This is a genomic window from Paenibacillus chondroitinus NBRC 15376, assembly GCF_004000765.1.
GTDB classification, from domain to species: Bacteria; Bacillota; Bacilli; order Paenibacillales; family NBRC-103111; genus Paenibacillus_E; species Paenibacillus_E chondroitinus.
This window is the reverse complement of record NZ_BILW01000026.1, coordinates 76,908-93,723: the sequence shown is the minus strand read 5'-3', so window position 1 is coordinate 93,723 and position 16,816 is coordinate 76,908. Positions and strand designations below refer to the sequence as shown.

General features: G+C 43.5%; 12 protein-coding genes. All 12 read left to right on the top strand.

Going from position 1 to position 16,816, the window contains the following annotated elements:
• Positions 1 to 758 precede the first annotated feature (758 nt).
• The 12 genes from ppc (at position 759) to PCH02S_RS24300 (ending at position 16,814) form a co-directional block, all read left to right on the top strand.
• Positions 759 to 3,545 carry a phosphoenolpyruvate carboxylase gene (gene ppc / locus PCH02S_RS24350; protein ID WP_127456700.1) on the top strand — a complete coding sequence of 929 codons (2,787 nt, stop codon included), beginning with the start codon at positions 759 to 761 and terminating at the stop codon, positions 3,543 to 3,545.
• A gap of 318 nt (positions 3,546 to 3,863) precedes the next feature.
• Complete coding sequence (sigW, locus tag PCH02S_RS24345) at positions 3,864 to 4,460, top strand: RNA polymerase sigma factor SigW (protein WP_127456699.1); 597 nt, start codon at positions 3,864 to 3,866, stop codon at positions 4,458 to 4,460.
• Positions 4,461 to 4,529: 69 nt separating this feature from the next.
• On the top strand, positions 4,530 to 5,135 hold the full coding sequence (locus PCH02S_RS24340; protein WP_127456698.1) for a zf-HC2 domain-containing protein: 606 nt from the start codon (positions 4,530 to 4,532) through the stop codon (positions 5,133 to 5,135).
• Between the two features lie 178 nt (positions 5,136 to 5,313).
• A complete protein-coding gene (cdaA, locus tag PCH02S_RS24335; protein ID WP_127456697.1) occupies positions 5,314 to 6,129 on the top strand; it encodes a diadenylate cyclase CdaA in 816 nt (271 codons plus the stop codon).
• Positions 6,122 to 7,417, top strand: a complete 1,296-nt coding sequence (locus tag PCH02S_RS24330; protein ID WP_127456696.1) for a CdaR family protein — start codon at positions 6,122 to 6,124, stop codon at positions 7,415 to 7,417. The genes cdaA and PCH02S_RS24330 overlap by 8 nt, the downstream gene beginning before the upstream one ends.
• A 26-nt stretch (positions 7,418 to 7,443) precedes the next feature.
• Positions 7,444 to 8,784, top strand: coding sequence for a phosphoglucosamine mutase (gene glmM / locus PCH02S_RS24325; protein WP_127456695.1), 1,341 nt, complete (start codon positions 7,444 to 7,446; stop codon positions 8,782 to 8,784).
• A gap of 459 nt (positions 8,785 to 9,243) precedes the next feature.
• Complete coding sequence (glmS, locus tag PCH02S_RS24320) at positions 9,244 to 11,073, top strand: glutamine--fructose-6-phosphate transaminase (isomerizing) (RefSeq protein WP_127456694.1); 1,830 nt, start codon at positions 9,244 to 9,246, stop codon at positions 11,071 to 11,073.
• A gap of 227 nt (positions 11,074 to 11,300) precedes the next feature.
• Positions 11,301 to 11,657: a helix-turn-helix domain-containing protein gene (locus tag PCH02S_RS24315; RefSeq protein ID WP_127456693.1), complete on the top strand. Its 357-nt coding sequence runs from the start codon at positions 11,301 to 11,303 to the stop codon at positions 11,655 to 11,657.
• Positions 11,658 to 11,728: 71 nt separating this feature from the next.
• Positions 11,729 to 12,085, top strand: coding sequence for a Mu transposase C-terminal domain-containing protein (locus tag PCH02S_RS35870; RefSeq protein WP_164819721.1), 357 nt, complete (start codon positions 11,729 to 11,731; stop codon positions 12,083 to 12,085).
• A 19-nt stretch (positions 12,086 to 12,104) separates the two neighbouring features.
• Complete coding sequence (locus PCH02S_RS24310) at positions 12,105 to 12,923, top strand: TnsA endonuclease N-terminal domain-containing protein (protein WP_127456692.1); 819 nt, start codon at positions 12,105 to 12,107, stop codon at positions 12,921 to 12,923.
• Between the two features lie 19 nt (positions 12,924 to 12,942).
• On the top strand, positions 12,943 to 15,144 hold the full coding sequence (locus tag PCH02S_RS24305; RefSeq protein WP_127456691.1) for a Mu transposase C-terminal domain-containing protein: 2,202 nt from the start codon (positions 12,943 to 12,945) through the stop codon (positions 15,142 to 15,144).
• Positions 15,141 to 16,814: an ATP-binding protein gene (locus PCH02S_RS24300; protein ID WP_127456690.1), complete on the top strand. Its 1,674-nt coding sequence runs from the start codon at positions 15,141 to 15,143 to the stop codon at positions 16,812 to 16,814. The genes PCH02S_RS24305 and PCH02S_RS24300 overlap by 4 nt, the downstream gene beginning before the upstream one ends.
• The last annotated feature ends 2 nt before the right edge of the window (positions 16,815 to 16,816 follow it).

The window sequence follows — 16,816 nt, the reverse complement described above, 5'->3', positions numbered from 1 at the left end:
CAAAACAAGAGATCACCTTAGGGTGGTCTTTTTGTTTTACTCGGGTAAGGGAAGAGGAGCCGCAAAAGGGTCGACCGTCCATGAAGACTTCTTGAGATAATCCTGAGTAGGACGAGCGTCCAAGTCTGCCGCTATTTTGCTTCCGAAGCAAGCATATTCAAGGTGGATTTGGAGTATTCCCATCTCCGGTTTTACAAAAAGAATGAGTCACCTTCGGGCGGTTTTTTCTTTTGTGACCGTAAGGAAAAGCATGATTGATTAAGTACTTAATGCGGGTATGGGAAGAGTAAGGGAACTGAAGTCCGCTAATTCGAGCAAATCAGCCTAATTCCCCGATAGGGGGAACTACAGGGCTTTATTTGCTGCCGAAGGCAAGTATTTTAGCTGAAAACAGCATAATAGCGAACGGTACTTCCCTACGAGAGATGAATGCACCGTTTTGCAGCTAGATAGAGGCCTGTAGTTCCGTTAACACAATGCATGGCTTGGGCCCTTCTGAAAAAGCATGCTTATAGAGAACCATAGGTATAAGAAAGAGTCACCATCGAGTGGTTTTTGTTTTGTTTGTGAGAAGGGAGGAGAAATCCCTTTATTGTGACATACAATAATTACCACAGCCTAATTAGGGCTTTTTTTATTTTACTACTATGTGCAAAGAGCGGATTGTGGTAAAATATTCTGAAATGAGTTTTTGTAACGTCAAGCTTTTATAGAGAGAAGCATTAATGCAACATAGTGAATAGATGAGGTGGAGAGTTATGTTAGAGAATGTAATCGGCCTACAAAAGCAAGGAACGAATAATCTGCTTCGCAGGGACGTACGCTTCTTGGGGCACATACTAGGTGAAGTTCTGGTACATCAGGGCGGCAATGATCTCCTCGATGTTGTCGAGAAAATTCGTGAGATGAGTAAGTCTTTAAGAGCACACTATGTCATTGAAATCTATGATGAATTCAAAGAAACGATTTCTTCGCTTGATCCGGAAATTCGGCATCAAGTGATCCGAGCATTCGCTATTTACTTTCAGCTGGTTAACATTGCTGAGCAAAATCATCGGATTCGTCGTAAAAGAGACTACGAGCGTTCCTCCGGTGAGTCCGTGCAGCCTGGTTCCATAGAGAGCATTGTTCAGGAACTAAGAAACAATCACATCCCTTTTGAAGAAGTACAAGAAATTCTTAAATCTATCTCTTTAGAACTTGTCATGACTGCTCATCCAACGGAAGCAATGCGCAGAGCCGTACTTGATATAAATCTGCGTATTTCGGATGATATGATGAAGTTGGATAATCCAATGCTAACTTCACGTGAGCGCGAACAGCTGCGTGAGAAGCTGCTTGGAGAAGTTCTAAATCTTTGGCAAACGGACGAGCTGCGTGATCGCAAACCGACGGTCATCGATGAGGTTCGTAATGGGTTGTACTATTTTGACGAAACTTTGTTCGATGTGCTGCCTGAGGTTTACCACGAGCTTGAGCGCTGCTTAAATAAATATTACCCGCAGGATACTTGGCACGTGCCATCTTTCTTGAAGTTCGGTTCATGGATCGGTGGAGACCGTGATGGTAATCCGTCTGTGAGAGCGAATGTAACATGGGAAACGCTTGGACTGCACCGTCAGCTGGCTTTGCAAAAGTATGAAGAGGTCCTTAAGGACACTCTAGAGCATATGAGCTTCAGCAAAAATATTGTGACGGTTAGCGATGCCTTACTGGAGTCCATTCAGTGCGACCGTGTAGCTCTTGGCAATGTGCAGGATGTATGGCGCAATGAGAAAGAGCCTTACCGCATCAAAACAACATATATGATCGAAAAAGTGCATAACACAGGCAATCCTAATGTGCCAACAAGCCAGAAATATAACAGCCCCGACGAATTTATTAGTGATTTGCAAATTATTGATGCTAGCTTAAGATCGCATTTTGCAGATTACGTTGCTGACAAATATATTAAAAAGCTAATCCGTCAAGTTGAACTGTTCGGCTTCCACTTAGCTGCTCTTGATATCAGACAGCACAGTAAAGAGCATGAATCAGCTATGACAGAGATTTTAGCGAAAATGGGTATTACGAGTGACTACAGTAAGCTTTCTGAAGAAGAGAAAATCTCGCTTCTTACAGATGTTCTGAATGATCCGAGACCGATCACTTCAACTTACCTGGATTACTCCGAAGGTACGAAGGAGTGTTTAGACGTTTACCGTACGGTAGGCGAGGCTCAGAAGGAGTTTGGACGCAATTGTATCAATAGCTACCTAATTAGTATGACACAGGGTGCTAGTGATCTTCTGGAAGTTGTAGTGTTTGCGAAGGAAGCAGGCCTATACCGCAAAGAGAACGATGGCAGCGTAACAAGCACGCTTCAGTCAGTACCTTTATTTGAAACGATTGACGACTTGCATGCGGCACCTGGTATTATGAGCACACTGTTAGCAATTCCAGCTTACCGTGACAGCCTTGATCCGGAAACTCAACTTCACGAAATCATGCTTGGGTACTCGGACAGTAATAAAGACGGCGGAGTAATCACAGCAAACTGGGAGCTTCGTATGGCGCTTCAGGATATCACGGAAGCTGCGAAAAAGTTCGGCGTGAAGCTGAAGTTCTTCCATGGCCGTGGTGGCGCACTGGGGCGCGGCGGAATGCCGCTTAACCGCAGTATCCTTGCACAACCGGTAGAAACGCTTGGCGGCGGTATTAAGATCACAGAGCAAGGGGAAGTTTTATCTTCTCGTTATTCCTTGCAAGGGATTGCTTATCGCAGCTTAGAGCAGGCGACTTTTGCATTAATTACAGCGTCCAAACTATCGCTTTCCCCACAAAGACTTCCGCAAGAAGACAAATGGGAGACGATTATGCGAGGTATTTCGGAGCAAGCACAGACGAAATATCAGGATCTCATTTTCCGGGACGAAGACTTCTTAACGTTCTTCAAAGAATCGACACCGCTGCCTGAGATTGGCGAGCTGAATATCGGTTCACGTCCATCCAAGCGTAAAAATAGCGACAGATTCGAAGATTTGCGTGCGATTCCTTGGGTATTCTCCTGGACGCAAACTCGTTATTTGCTTCCTGCATGGTATGCGGCAGGCACGGGTCTGCAAAGCTTTTATCAAGGAAATGCAGCGAATCTAGAGACTTTAAAAGAAATGTATGAAGATTGGTCATTCTTCCGTACCATGATTGATAATCTGCAAATGGCGCTTGCCAAAGCGGATCTGCAAATTGCGAAAGAATACGGGAATTTAGTGAAGGAATCGGCGATTGCAGAGCGTATATTCAACCTCATTAGGGAAGAATATGAATTAACTTCATCGATCATTTTGCAAATTACAGGGCAGCAAGAGATTTTGGATAATGTTCCTGTTATTCAAGAGTCAATTCGCCTTCGTAACCCTTACGTTGATCCACTGAGCTATATGCAGGTTGAACTGCTTACAGAGCTTCGTGCCCTGCGTGAAAATAATGAAGACGATGCAATTCTGCTGCGTGAAGTGCTGCTTACAATTAACGGCATTGCAGCTGGGCTGAGAAACACAGGCTGATACTATAGAGTGCATAAGCGTATAAACAGGATGATAAAGTCGGGGGGCCTCGTATATCGAGTGCAGCTCGACTTTTCTTGTTCTATACAAGATCTGTTTTCCTCGAATCGGCAGCACCCATGCGGGGATGTTAGGTTCGGTTGAGTTTCCTGTAGCGATTATCGCTACGTTTTCCATTATTGCGCAGCCGGTAAATGGGTTATAATGGATAGGAACGGGTTAGTTTTGGTTGGAATCTTAATTTCTGAAATCAAAACGTTATTTTTGCGTATGTATTAGAAAAGAGTCGAATTGCCTAAGAAGCCGGAGGAAAACGAATTGAATTTTGTTGAAGCACGTCTGGCTAAACTAGCCAGAAATGGGGATCGAAATGCTTTTGCTGAGCTTGTAGAGCTCTATAAGGATAAGATCTTTCACTTGGCTTACCGTATGCTGAATAACAAACAAGAGGCCGAGGATGCGGTGCAGGAAACGTTCTTGCGGGTATATACGAATTTGCACCGATATGATGAGAATCAGAAGTTTTCAACTTGGATTTTTCGAATTGGAACGAATCTGTGTATCGATAAATTGCGTAGAAGAAAGAATACGTATTCCTTAGACGCGGAAATGCCGGACGGAGAAGGCAATGACTATTATGCGATGCTGCCAAGTCATGAAGACACGCCTGAGAAACAAATCATCGTGTCCGAGACGCAGGAACAGATTCGTAAAGCGATTGAAACTTTACCGGAAAAATATAAATCAATCGTTATTTTGCGCTATTTGCAGGATATGTCCCTTCAGGAGATCTCTGAGGTGCTGGATATGCCCGTAACGACGATCAAAACACGAGTACACCGGGGACGAGAGTACTTGCGCAAACGGTTAGAACAGGAGGAACAAGATGCCAATACAAATCCTGTTCCAAGGTGAAACATATTTAAATTCGAAACGTATGGTATATCACAACATGCAAAAGTCTAAGAAAGGGGTGGCTGCCCGGTGAACTGCAAAGAAGCCCTCCCGCTCATACATGAATATCTAGACGGTGATTTGCAAGGATCGGATTCTCGGCTGTTAAAAGAACATCTGATTGCTTGTCAAGCCTGTCATGCGTTATTCAAACAATTAGAGAAAACAGATGCGCTAGTTAGAATGCTGCCACCACTAAGAGCTTCTGATACGCTGACAGATCAGATTATGAGCGCATTGCCTCCAATGAAGCAAAGAAGCGGCTGGATGGACTTCATTCGCAGGCATCCTGCTGGTTCGGTGGCTGTCGTTTTCGGGGCCGTCATGTTCGGCAGCTTCATGTCCATGTGGAATGACGATACGAACTTGATGGTCAAAGGAAGCAACCTGCAGGATGTAGTCATCCAAGGGGATACTGTCATTGTACCGCAGGGTCATACCGTGCAAGGAGATCTCGTTGTACAACGGGGAACGCTGAAGGTGGAAGGCGATGTAACAGGTAATTTAACCGTTATCGATGGCACACTGAATTTGGCGTCAACCGCACATATTTCGGGTCAAGTGACACAGGTGAATGAAGCAATTGGTTGGGTTTGGTATAAATTAGGCGAGTTCGTAGGGATGCTCTCGAATTAGCTTGAAACGTCTGCCGTTGGCTTTGAGCCGAAGGGGGCGTTTTTTTTTAGGTACATTGAACCAAATCAACTGGGAAACACTCAGATAAAGAGAGAAAAATAGAAGTATACTTAGGATTATGTTATGATTCTAGGTATAGAGAGATCACTGTGTTCAGTCGCCTGGGGGAGAATAATAAATGGACTTACTCACGAGCATCTCGGCTAAGGATATCGTTGATATTCTGATCGTTAGCTATGTGATTTATAAATTAATCCTGTTAGTTCGTGGGACAAGAGCCATTCAGCTCATGAAAGGTATTCTTGTTGTCGTCATTACATGGGTATTTAGTATTTGGTTTAAACTCAGTACGCTCCAGTGGATGATGAATCAAACCTTTACGTTCGGGGTATTGGGCGTTATTATTATTTTTCAGCCCGAGCTTAGACGAGCCTTGGAACAATTAGGCCGCGGCAAGCTGTTTAGCCGCTCCTCAAGCGAAGAGGATCAGGACGTCAACAAGCGAATCAGTGAAGTCATACGGGCTGCGAATTATTTGGCCAAAAGAAAGATAGGGGCCTTGATTGTGTTCGAGAAAGAAACCGGTTTGACGGATTACGTGGAGTCCGGTATTGCCATAGAGAGTAAAATCAGCGCAGAGCTGTTGATCAATATTTTTATTCCGAATACGCCGTTGCATGATGGAGCGGTTATTATTCGTCAAGGGCAATTAATGGCCGCGGGCTGCTACTTGCCGTTGTCTGAAAATCCATTCATCTCCAAGGAGCTTGGCACGAGGCATCGAGCCGCTATTGGGATGAGTGAGGTCTCAGATGCGATGTGTATCATTGTATCCGAGGAGACCGGCCAGATCTCTTTGACGATGAACGGTCACATTGTCCGGGATATTAAAGAGGAATCCCTGATCGCGAAACTGTTCGAAGAACTTAAGCCGAAGGCAAAAACAAATGAGAAGAACCCTTTCTTGAAATGGAGGGGGCGTTCGAATGGATAAATGGTTGCGTAATACGAATGTGGTGCGCATCGTTGCGCTTGTAATTAGTATTTTGTTATGGGTTGTCGTGCATATGGAGGAGACGAATATATCGGGAAGTTCACCTCTGAGGCAACGGGATGAAACGATAAATAATGTGGCCATCACAACGAAATATGATGAAACTCATTATCATATCTCGTCGATGTCGCCAGCGAATGTGCAGATCATCCTGAGCGGCAAAGAGTCTGCCGTTAAGAAAGTAACAGCTAGCAATACGTATCAAATTGAGCTTGATTTAACCCAAGTAGGCAAAGGGGATCATCAGCTTGCGCTGAAGCCGGTAGGGTTTCCAACCGATGTCGAAGTGCAAATCATTCCTAAAACGGTCCACGTAATCATTGAAGAGCTGCAAATGAAAGAAGTGCCTGTCGTTATTAACGTCAAGGGCACGCCATCAGCAGGGCTGAAAGCCGGCCAACCGATTGTGAAGCCTAACAAGGTGTACATTACTGCGCAAACAAGCAAGCTTGAGCAAATCGAGAATGTGCGCGGCGAGGTTTCTGTGGATAAGGCGCAGTCTGCCGTAACAAAGCAAGTGAAGCTGCAAGCTTTTGATAAGGAAGGCAAAGAAGTCACTGTGAATATGAATCCGCCCGTCGTGGATGTTGAGGTGCCGATAACAAGTCCGTTCCAGACGATACCTCTGCAATTGAAGATAAGCGGAGAGCCGCCGAAAGGATTTGCTATTTCGATGGTGACGCAAAGTCCAGACAAAGTTACGGTCTATGGCACTCAGGATGTTGTGGATCGGATGGAATTTTATCAGGGTCCGCAGCTGAATATTCAAGATCAGAAGGAAACAAAAGAATATTCACTGGACATTCCTTTGAGGAATAAAGTAACACAACTGGATCCCGCCAAAGTGACTGTGAAAGTAGAGATTGTTCCTTCTATTACCAGAGCTTTGGAGAATGTCCCGATTACGATCATCGGTGCAAATGAAAACTATGTAACGAAGGTGACGACGCCGGAATCGGCGCAGCTGAACATAACGGTTGAAGGAGCTCCTACCATTATCGATCAATTAAAGGTGCAGGACGTTCAAGCTATTCTGGATGTAAGTAATTTACCGCCAGGGAAGCACGAACTGAAGGTTACTCTGAACCTTCCAACGTATGTCAAGCTTGGATCACCGCAAGATGTGAAAGCAACAGTAGAAATCAGCGAGAAAGCAGCAGCAAATACAACAGCAAATGGAGCACCTAGTGCATCACCAAGTGCATCACCAAAAGCAGCAAATCCATAATGGGATGAACAAGAGGAGATAGAGACATGGGGAAATATTTTGGTACAGATGGTGTGCGCGGCGTCGCCAATGGCGAGTTGACACCAGAATTAGCTTATAAGGTTGGCCGCTGCGGCGGGTATGTATTAACAAGACAGGCTAAGCATCCGAAAGTCGTGATCGGGAGAGATACACGCATTTCGGGTCCTATGCTGGAAGCATCCCTGGTAGCAGGGTTGCTATCTATTGGTGTTGAGGTTATTCGCATTGGTGTTGTAAGCACACCAGCGGTGGCTTATTTAACGAAAAAGCTCGGAGCGGATGCAGGCGTTATGATCTCCGCATCCCATAATCCGGTTGCGGATAATGGAATCAAGTTTTTTGGGGGCGACGGCTTCAAACTTCTGGACGAGACGGAGCTTGAGATTGAACAGCTGCTTGACGCAGCTGTAGACGAGTTGCCTCGCCCGGTTGGCGGCGAAATCGGTACGGTTTCAGATGCCCCGGATGCGAAGCTAGCCTATCTGGCGTTCTTGAAAGAGACGGTATCCGAGTCTTTCACCGGATACAAGGTTGTTCTTGACTGCGCGAACGGCTCAGCCTTCGAGCTGGCTCCTGCGATCTTCCGCGAGTTGGGAGCGGAAGTCATCACCATCGGCGCTGAGCCGAACGGCCGCAATATCAACGAACATTGCGGCTCCACGCATCCTGAGAAGCTTCGCGAAGAAGTGGTGAAACATGGCGCAGCCATCGGTCTTGCTTTTGACGGGGACGCGGATCGTTTGATCGCGATTGATGAGAAGGGCGAGGAAGTCGACGGCGACTTCATCTTAAGCATTCTGGGAGATGCGTTGAACCGCGCAGGCAAGCTCAACCACGGCACGATTGTGACGACGGTGATGGCGAATATCGGCTTTTTCAAAGGGATTGAAAAAGCGGGTCTTAAAGCCCTGCAAACAGCAGTAGGCGACCGCTACGTGATGGAAGAGATGCGTAAAGGCGGCTATAACCTGGGCGGAGAGCAATCCGGGCATGTTATTTTCCTGGATTACATCCCGACGGGAGATGGCATTCTAACAGCTTTACAGTTGGTGAACACGATTGTTGCTTCAGGCCATAAATTGAGTGAGCTAAAAGGAATTATGCGTAAATTCCCGCAGCTGCTCGTTAATGTTCGTGTAGCAGACAAGAGTAAGCTGAAAAATAATACGGTCGTTGAAGAAGCTATTCGCAAGGTGGAAGCTGAGCTTGGGGATAACGGGCGGGTTCTCGTGCGTCCTTCGGGAACGGAGTCTTTAATCCGCGTTATGGCGGAAGGACCGGATAAAGAGCAAGTTGAGGCTTATGTGCATGATATTGCGAAGGTTATCCAAGAGCAATTGGTCTAACAATTTGCTGAGTTGACGTTTATTGAAGTTCCCCTTTCGCGCTTTTTAGCATTAATGTGTGCTTTTCTGGGCGAATAGGGGGATTTTGATAGAAAAAATAAGTTGCACGATGACTGAAAAATGAATATGATGTATTTACTCAAGAAGGAAAGGCAGGGTAGAGGTTAATCATTTACAAATAGCGCCAGAACTCGCAGGCGGAACGGGAATGTAGTATAAGCTACTACTACGCAGGTGAGTTGACGAGGTGAAGGTGTTCGAAACATTCGGCGGGGACCTTCCGGCATCAGGAATGCCGTTAAGTTGGAGAGCAAAAACGCTTGGGTGACCGGGCTGACAAGTATCCAACGTCCGTTTCTTTTTCATGCGAACTTATAGGTAATCGTTAAATAGATGGATTTGGATCTTTGAAAAATAGCCTTGTTGAATAGGCTCATAAAACTATGGAGGTACTACACTATGTGCGGAATCGTTGGTTATATTGGAAAGCGTAATTCTCAGGAAATTTTGCTGGAAGGACTGAAAAAGCTTGAATACCGGGGCTATGACTCTGCGGGTGTAGCCGTGTATACAGCTAATGGTCTGGAAATTAAGAAGGCAAAAGGCCGCATCGCGAATCTTGAATCCAAGCTTGAGGAAACCCCTCTGAACGGAAGCGTTGGGATCGGACATACCCGTTGGGCGACGCACGGTAAGCCGTCTGATGTGAATTCGCATCCTCATACGGATAATTCGTTGAAGTTCTCCGTTGTGCATAACGGGATCATTGAAAATTACATTGCTCTGAAAGAAGAGCTAACTGCAAAGGGCCACCAGTTCGTCTCCGAAACAGATACAGAAGTGATCTCACACCTCATTGCTGATCTATACGAAGGAGATATCCTTAAAGCCGTTCAAAAAGCCGTGAAACAAATGACAGGCGCATTTGCATTGGGTGTCTTAACAGAGTATGAACCGGATCGTCTAGTTGCCGTTCGTCAAGCAAGTCCTTTGATTATCGGTATCGGTGAAGGCGAGAACTTCATTGGCTCTGATATCCCGGCTATCCTCGAATATACACGTAATGTGTTTATTCTAAATGATGGCGAAATGGCGCTGTTGACGCGAGATGGTGTCGAATTAATGACTTTGGAAGGGAATTTTATTTCCAGGGAAATGTTTCATGTCGATTGGGATATTGTTACGGCGGAAAAAGCCGGATTCGATCACTTTATGTTGAAAGAAATCTACGATCAGCCTAAAGCTTATCGCGACACAATGGGAAGCCGTATTGCGACGGATGGCCGTAAAGTAACGTTAAATGAGCTGTCGATCACTGCGGAAGCAATCCGCAACATCAACAGAGTGCACATTGTGGCCTGTGGAACTGCATATCATGCAGGGATGGTTGGGAAATATGTGATTGAGAAAATGGCGCGAATTCCGGTTGAAACGGATGTTGCGTCCGAGTACCGTTATCGTTCCCCAATTATCACGAAGGATACGCTTGTGATTGTAGTTAGCCAATCCGGTGAAACAGCGGATACGCTAGCCGCACTTCGTGAAGCGAAGCGTTGTGGTGCGCACGTAATGGCGATTACGAACGTAGTCGGCAGTTCGGTTGCTCGTGAAGCTGACGATATTATCACAACCTGGGCCGGGCCAGAGATTGCTGTAGCATCTACAAAAGCTTACACATCCCAGTTGATTGCTTTCTATCTGCTTGGAATCCATTTGGCACAAACCATTGGTACACAAACGGAGTCGGAAATTGCTGAGATGATTACAGCTTTGAAACAGTTGCCTGAACAAGTTGAAGAAATTCTTGCTCAAGCGGAAGATCTGAAAGCAGTAGCAGAAGAGATGGCGAAACATGATAACCTCTTCTTCATTGGTAGAGGTTTGGACTATGCGGTAGCGTTAGAAGGCTCTTTGAAGCTGAAAGAAATCTCTTATATTCACTCTGAAGCTTATGCGGCAGGTGAGTTGAAACACGGTACGCTAGCGTTGATCGAGGATGGTGTTCCTGTCATTGCGCTAGGTACACAGCTTGAACTGTTGGAGAAAACAGTTAGCAATATTAAAGAAGTAAAAGCGCGCGGCGCGAACGTGCTTGGGATCGCTGTTGAAGGCGAGCATGAGCTGTTGAAATCAGTAGACAGCACGTTTGTGATTCCGAAAACACTGGATGTTCTTTCTCCGGCATTGTCGGTTATTCCGCTTCAATTGCTTTCCTACTATGCGTCCTTGGCGCGTGGGAATGATGTTGATAAGCCGCGGAATTTGGCGAAGAGTGTGACAGTGGAGTAAACCTTCTACGTTTATATCAAACAAGTGTTCGCAAATAATAATGTTTTAGACTGAATAATAAAGTATTAGACTGTGATAATAAAGTTGTAGACTGGAATAATAAAGTATTAGACTGACTCTGCTCGGGCAATTCATCCAACAAGAACTTCAAGACTACATCATGCATCTGAACCCCGAAATTATGTTTTCATAATTTCGGGGTTCTTTGTATTTAGGAGGGGCTATAGATGAAGTTAGGGGAAAAAATCAGATATATTCGCAAAAGCAATCAAATGAATCAAAAGGAATTCGCTGACAGTATTGGCGTTTCACAAGGCACGCTAAGCGATATTGAGCGTGGAAATGGTTATCCCTCTTGCGAAACCATACTTGCCCTTAAAATGGCCTTTAAATGCGACCTGAATTGGTTAATAGATGAAGAGTTGGATTCTGTATCAAATAACGAATTGTTTGGAGTAAAGGTCTCTGAGCAAGAGAGTACATTAATACAATTACTTCGTTCTTTGCCCGATATGGAAAAAGATGAATTTCTTCAAATAGCTAAAATAAAAGCGAAAAAGAATAATATCGGATATCCGAATTAATTATCATATATAAGAATAAAATATCCGAAAAGGTTAATAATGATTACCAAATCTATTAAGAGGTGATCCATATGACTATTTCGGAGTTTACTAGATTTGCAGTAGTAACTGAGCACGGCATCATGTATCAAGCAACTCACTATTCTTGCCCTGAAGCAATTCAGGAACAATGGTTTTCAAAAGCAGTACATAATGGTGGATGGTCAGTTCAAGTGTGTTTCAGAACAATGGATAAGTCTCGTATCTATATTTTTCAAAATGATGAATTCATAGTTTGTAATAGAGTCCAACATCAGATCATACCAGAAGAACAAAAGTATCTGTATTTTTTGGAGTTAGATAGATTGAAGAAGTTAAAGCGAAATCAGCGGAAGTATTGTGCTAACCATCGAAGATTAAGGAAGTTAAAGAGCCATTATCTCCTGTAAAAAGAAAAGTGGTGTAACTGTGGCAAAAAGGAATCGTGATATAACCATAAAGAAAATTCAAAAATGGATAAAAGAAGGAAGAGGCCAAGGTGAAGGATCTCATTATAAGCCTTGGCTTACAATTCAAGATGTCCCCTCTGAAGGTCTTGCCACTCGTATTAAAGGATGGACAAGCAATCGTTACCATCACTTAATGTCAAATCTTGAACGCGATTACTTTTATCTTTTGGACTTTTCTGATTCCGTGACTGATATTCGCGAACAATATCCTTTACTCCCTCTTGATGATACATTAATCATCGCTGAAAAACTGGGGGTAAAGCATCCTACTGATCCCAAAACTGGTGAACCGATTGTTATGACTACTGATTTTTTAATTTCGATCAAAAATTTGAATATAGCAAGATGTATCAAGCCCGAAGATGGATTAGAGAACGATAGAATCATAGAAAAGCTTGAGATTGAACGGCGTTTCTGGAAGGAAAGAAGCATCGATTGGGCAATTGTGACTGAAAACGAAATTCCCGAAAATATTGTACGCAATATCTCTTGGTTCCATCGAGAGTATGACAACGAGGATGTCTTTAATTTGGGATATACTCTTACAGGGAATTTGGAACAGCTAATGTTGAAGTATTTGCAAAGTGAGGAGCCTATCAATCAAGCTGCGGCTTTATGTGATAACTCTCTGGGGCTAGAACCAGGGACAGCCCTTGCTTTTTTTAGATATATGCTTGCTCGTAAATACTGGCTAGTAGATATGACGGAACTCATAAGTCCTCATTTTCCAATTAAAAGTTTACAAATTGTTTCCACTATGAAACGTTCTCTAGCTTAAGGAAGGGGCCAATCTTCAAATGGAACTACTATCTGAAAATACAATACTACAATGGTCTTCCTATGATAGTGATGTACCCAAAATTGAACGTATTTTATGGACTAATCCTCTAAAAAACGCAGTTATAACAATTCTACTCGAAAATGAGAAAGCTTTGCCCGACATTCAAGCTTTAGATGAAGTTATAATGGCGCTGAAAACAGGAAACTGTAAAGTAATTGACTGGCAGGATACAAATATTTCTACTGGTACGGATGACCAGTATGAGCAGAAGCAACTAGATATACGGAATAAAGCATGGGAAGCTATTCAAAGCATTGTCCAGGATGAACCTGATTGTTATGATTCGAGATTGCGCGGCGTTATGATACAAGAAAGTATAAAACAGACGAGCCTTCATAAAAGTACGATCTATCGATATCTTCGTCGTTATTGGCAAGGCGGTAAAGTGAAAAATACACTCCTTCCGTTTTATCAAAACTGTGGTGCTGCAGGATCAGAGCGGAATTCAGGGGAAGCCAAAAGAGGACGTCCTCGTAAATTTATTGAGGGCGATTTTGGCATTAATGTAAATGAAGAAACCCGTTCTCTACTCGTCGCTGGTATTAAGTTATTTTATCTTAACCGTCAAAAGGCAACCTTGAAAAAAGCGTATAGAGATACTTTGGCTCGATTTTTTACGAGAGGATATAAGGTTGAGGGAATTGCTAAGATTCCAATACTTCCTCCAGAGGATCAACTTCCTTCTTTTACGCAATTTCGATACTGGTATCAGAAAGATATAGATTTGCAACAAAGTATTATCAAGCGTTTTGGAAAAACCAAGTTTGAAACAAGCTTTAGACCCTTATTGGGTAGTTCCACTTATGAAGCTTTTGGACCGGGCTCTCGTTTTCAGATCGACGCTACAGTTGCTGATGTTTACTTGATAAGCGAATATCGTAGGGAATGGATCATTGGTAGACCAGTGGTATATTTTGTTGTCGACGTGTTTAGCCGAATGATCACTGGGATGTACATAGGTCTAGAAGGGCCAAGTTGGATTGGTGCGATGATGGCACTGGCAAATACTACGATGGACAAGGTTAAATATTGTGCTGAGTATGAAATAGATATAGAGCCTGAGGATTGGTTTTGCAGTCACTTACCTCAGACCATCACGGCAGACCGCGGAGAATTTGAGGGATACCAACCTACAAATTTGATTGATGCTTTAGGTGTCGCCGTTGAAAATACTGCGCCCTATCGAGCGGACTGGAAAGGCATAGTTGAGCAACAGTTCCGATTGCTTAATTCGAGAACTGTACATTTCATTCCTGGGGCTGTGAAAGAAAGAGAACGTGAGCGTGGCCAGCGGGATTATCGTCTGGATGCGAAACTGACTTTGAGAGAATTTACGCAGATTATTATTGGGCATGTATTGCACCACAATAACTATCATCACATGCAAGGTTACAAAAGAAGTGAATTTATGGTTGTTGATGATGTTCCGGCCATTCCCAGAGAACTTTGGTTATGGGGTGTGAAAAATCGGACTGGAAGACTCAAAAGGCAACCTGAGAGCATTGTGCAACTTAACTTAATGCCCCAAGGGAGTGCTTCTGTAACGGACTCAGGAATCATTTTTAAAGGTATGTCTTATAGCTGCGAACTAGCCCTTAAAGAACAATGGTTCATTAAAGCAAGGGCCAAGAAGAGTTGGCGAGTTAAGGTAAGCTACGATCCGAGATGGACAAATCAGATACACGTGTGGTTGGATGATGAACGACGATTTGAGGTATGCACGTTGCTTGAACGAGAGGAACGCTATCATAATAAACGTTTTGAAGAAGTTGAAGATTTATTAGAGATTGAAAAACACGAAGGTCGACAACGTGGGTTCGATACCATGCTGGGCCAAATTCGTTTGGATGCTAAAGCAAAAGCAATTATTCATGAAGTAGAGAAAAAAACGGACGAAGCCGTGAAACAAAGCGGAATGAGCCAACGACAACGTGTTAAAGAAACGAAAATTTATCGTCAAATAGAAAAAGAAGCAAATCGCTCTAACGAGGCATTTCGTCCTGGAGAACAAATAGTACCATCAGAAGAGCTGCCTCAAAAAGTTATTCTCCTAACTAACCGATCAAAAGAAAATGAGTCAAAAGATAAATATATTCCGCCAACAAATAAACTCGACAGAATCAAGTCAGTACTCCTTGAAGAGGGGGATGATGAATGAAACAGATTCCAATACCCACATTCAACATAAATACGGGAATTACGATTGAAGCCGATTATCAAGATCCACTTCTTGAAGAATACAGAAATAACCCCTTGCTTGAAGCCCTCCCTCCTATTTGGGACGACTCGACAGTTATTCAGAATCTTGCATCAAAGCCTCTGTATAAGGTCTCGGAACGGGAGCTTCCAGTTCACTTGCGTATGCATTGCGTCCAACGGGTATCAAGGGACTTCTTTCAGCCCTTGTCCAAACATTTAGAGTTGGAACAAAGCTTGTCGCGTCTGATCAGAGATGGTTATGTCGGTAGAAATCCGTTAACTCCTAATTATGCTTTTCGGACTCGTAAGGATACATATGACCTAATGGTTAAAGGATTGACGGATGCTTATCCCATAAATACACCTACATCATCCGGTTTTGCAATGGTAGGAATCTCGGGTATCGGTAAATCGAGTACTCTTCTGCGAATTCTTAAGATGTATCCACAAGTAATTGTTCATCATGAATATCAAGGGAATAGACTTCCACTCTACCAAATTGTTTGGTTAAAGTTGGACTGCCCTCATGACGGCTCCATACGGAGTCTTTGCTTAAATTTTCTATTGGCTGTCGATAGCTTGGTAGGGACTAAATATTATAATCACAATTCTTCAAAATACACGGATGAGCTGTTACCAATCATGGCTCAGGCTGCCGCAGTACATTGTCTAGGTGTACTAGTTATTGACGAAATTCAAAATCTTGAAGAGGCTAAAGATGATCGTGCACCACAAATGTTGAATTTTTTTGTACAGTTGGTTAATACAATTGGATTGCCTGTCGTTGTAGTTGGGACTTATAAAGCCCTGCCAGTTCTGAATGGTGAGTTTAGAAACGCGCGCCGCGGTAGTGGACAGGGAGATTCCTTATGGGAACATATGAAAAAGGATGAAGAATGGGTTTGGTTATTGAAGGGATTGTGGAAGTATCAATGGACCGATGAGAAGGTTGAGTTGACGGATGAGTTTGTCGATGTCATGTATGAAGAAAGCCAAGGGATAACAGATATTGCTATCAAATTATTTATGTTGGCCCAATGGCGTGCTCTGGATCAGAAAAGGAAGACAATCAGCACTGAGCTGATTCGTTCCGTTGCAAAGGATCGCCTGACATTAGTAAGAGACGCTCTAGCGGCTCTTCGTTCGGGGAAAAAGCGAGAAATACAGAAATATGCTGATCTATATGCAGGTGTTTCAATAGATGATTATTTGAATCGTATAGAAGAGCAGCAACGACAAGCAAATCGGTTAGAGGTTATTCGACAAGAGTTAGGATATGACGTTAAAGAACAAGAAACACGCCAGCTATCTTCATGGCTTGTAGAAGTAGGTTACGAAAAAGAAATCGCTAGTAAAGCAGCTGAAGAAGTAATATCAAACAATTTAAGCTCTCTAGACGAGATGGATATTCAGAAAGAAGGGGCAAAGGCTGCTTTACGTATTAAGCATGAGTGTATGAAAGATTCATCAGATACAACTCGCAGGATGGAAACAAAGAAAAAGCTTGAGCCAACTGATTCAGACGACTTGAGAGTAATCATATTTCAAGGCAGAAGTCGCAAATTATCAGCCTACGAGGCATTGCGAAAATCACAATATATTAAGAATGCAAAGGAGTTCTTGAGTTAACC

Bases quoted from the DNA above. Each gene is read 5' to 3' on its own strand.
- glmM (WP_127456695.1), top strand. From the start codon at position 7,444: ATGGGGAAATATTTTGGTACAGATGGTGTGCGCGGCGTCGCCAATGGC.
- PCH02S_RS24315 (WP_127456693.1), top strand. From the start codon at position 11,301: ATGAAGTTAGGGGAAAAAATCAGATATATTCGCAAAAGCAATCAAATG.
- ppc (WP_127456700.1), top strand. From the start codon at position 759: ATGTTAGAGAATGTAATCGGCCTACAAAAGCAAGGAACGAATAATCTG.
- glmS (WP_127456694.1), top strand. From the start codon at position 9,244: ATGTGCGGAATCGTTGGTTATATTGGAAAGCGTAATTCTCAGGAAATT.
- PCH02S_RS35870 (WP_164819721.1), top strand. From the start codon at position 11,729: ATGACTATTTCGGAGTTTACTAGATTTGCAGTAGTAACTGAGCACGGC.
- cdaA (WP_127456697.1), top strand. From the start codon at position 5,314: ATGGACTTACTCACGAGCATCTCGGCTAAGGATATCGTTGATATTCTG.
- PCH02S_RS24330 (WP_127456696.1), top strand. From the start codon at position 6,122: ATGGATAAATGGTTGCGTAATACGAATGTGGTGCGCATCGTTGCGCTT.
- PCH02S_RS24300 (WP_127456690.1), top strand. From the start codon at position 15,141: ATGAAACAGATTCCAATACCCACATTCAACATAAATACGGGAATTACG.
- PCH02S_RS24305 (WP_127456691.1), top strand. From the start codon at position 12,943: ATGGAACTACTATCTGAAAATACAATACTACAATGGTCTTCCTATGAT.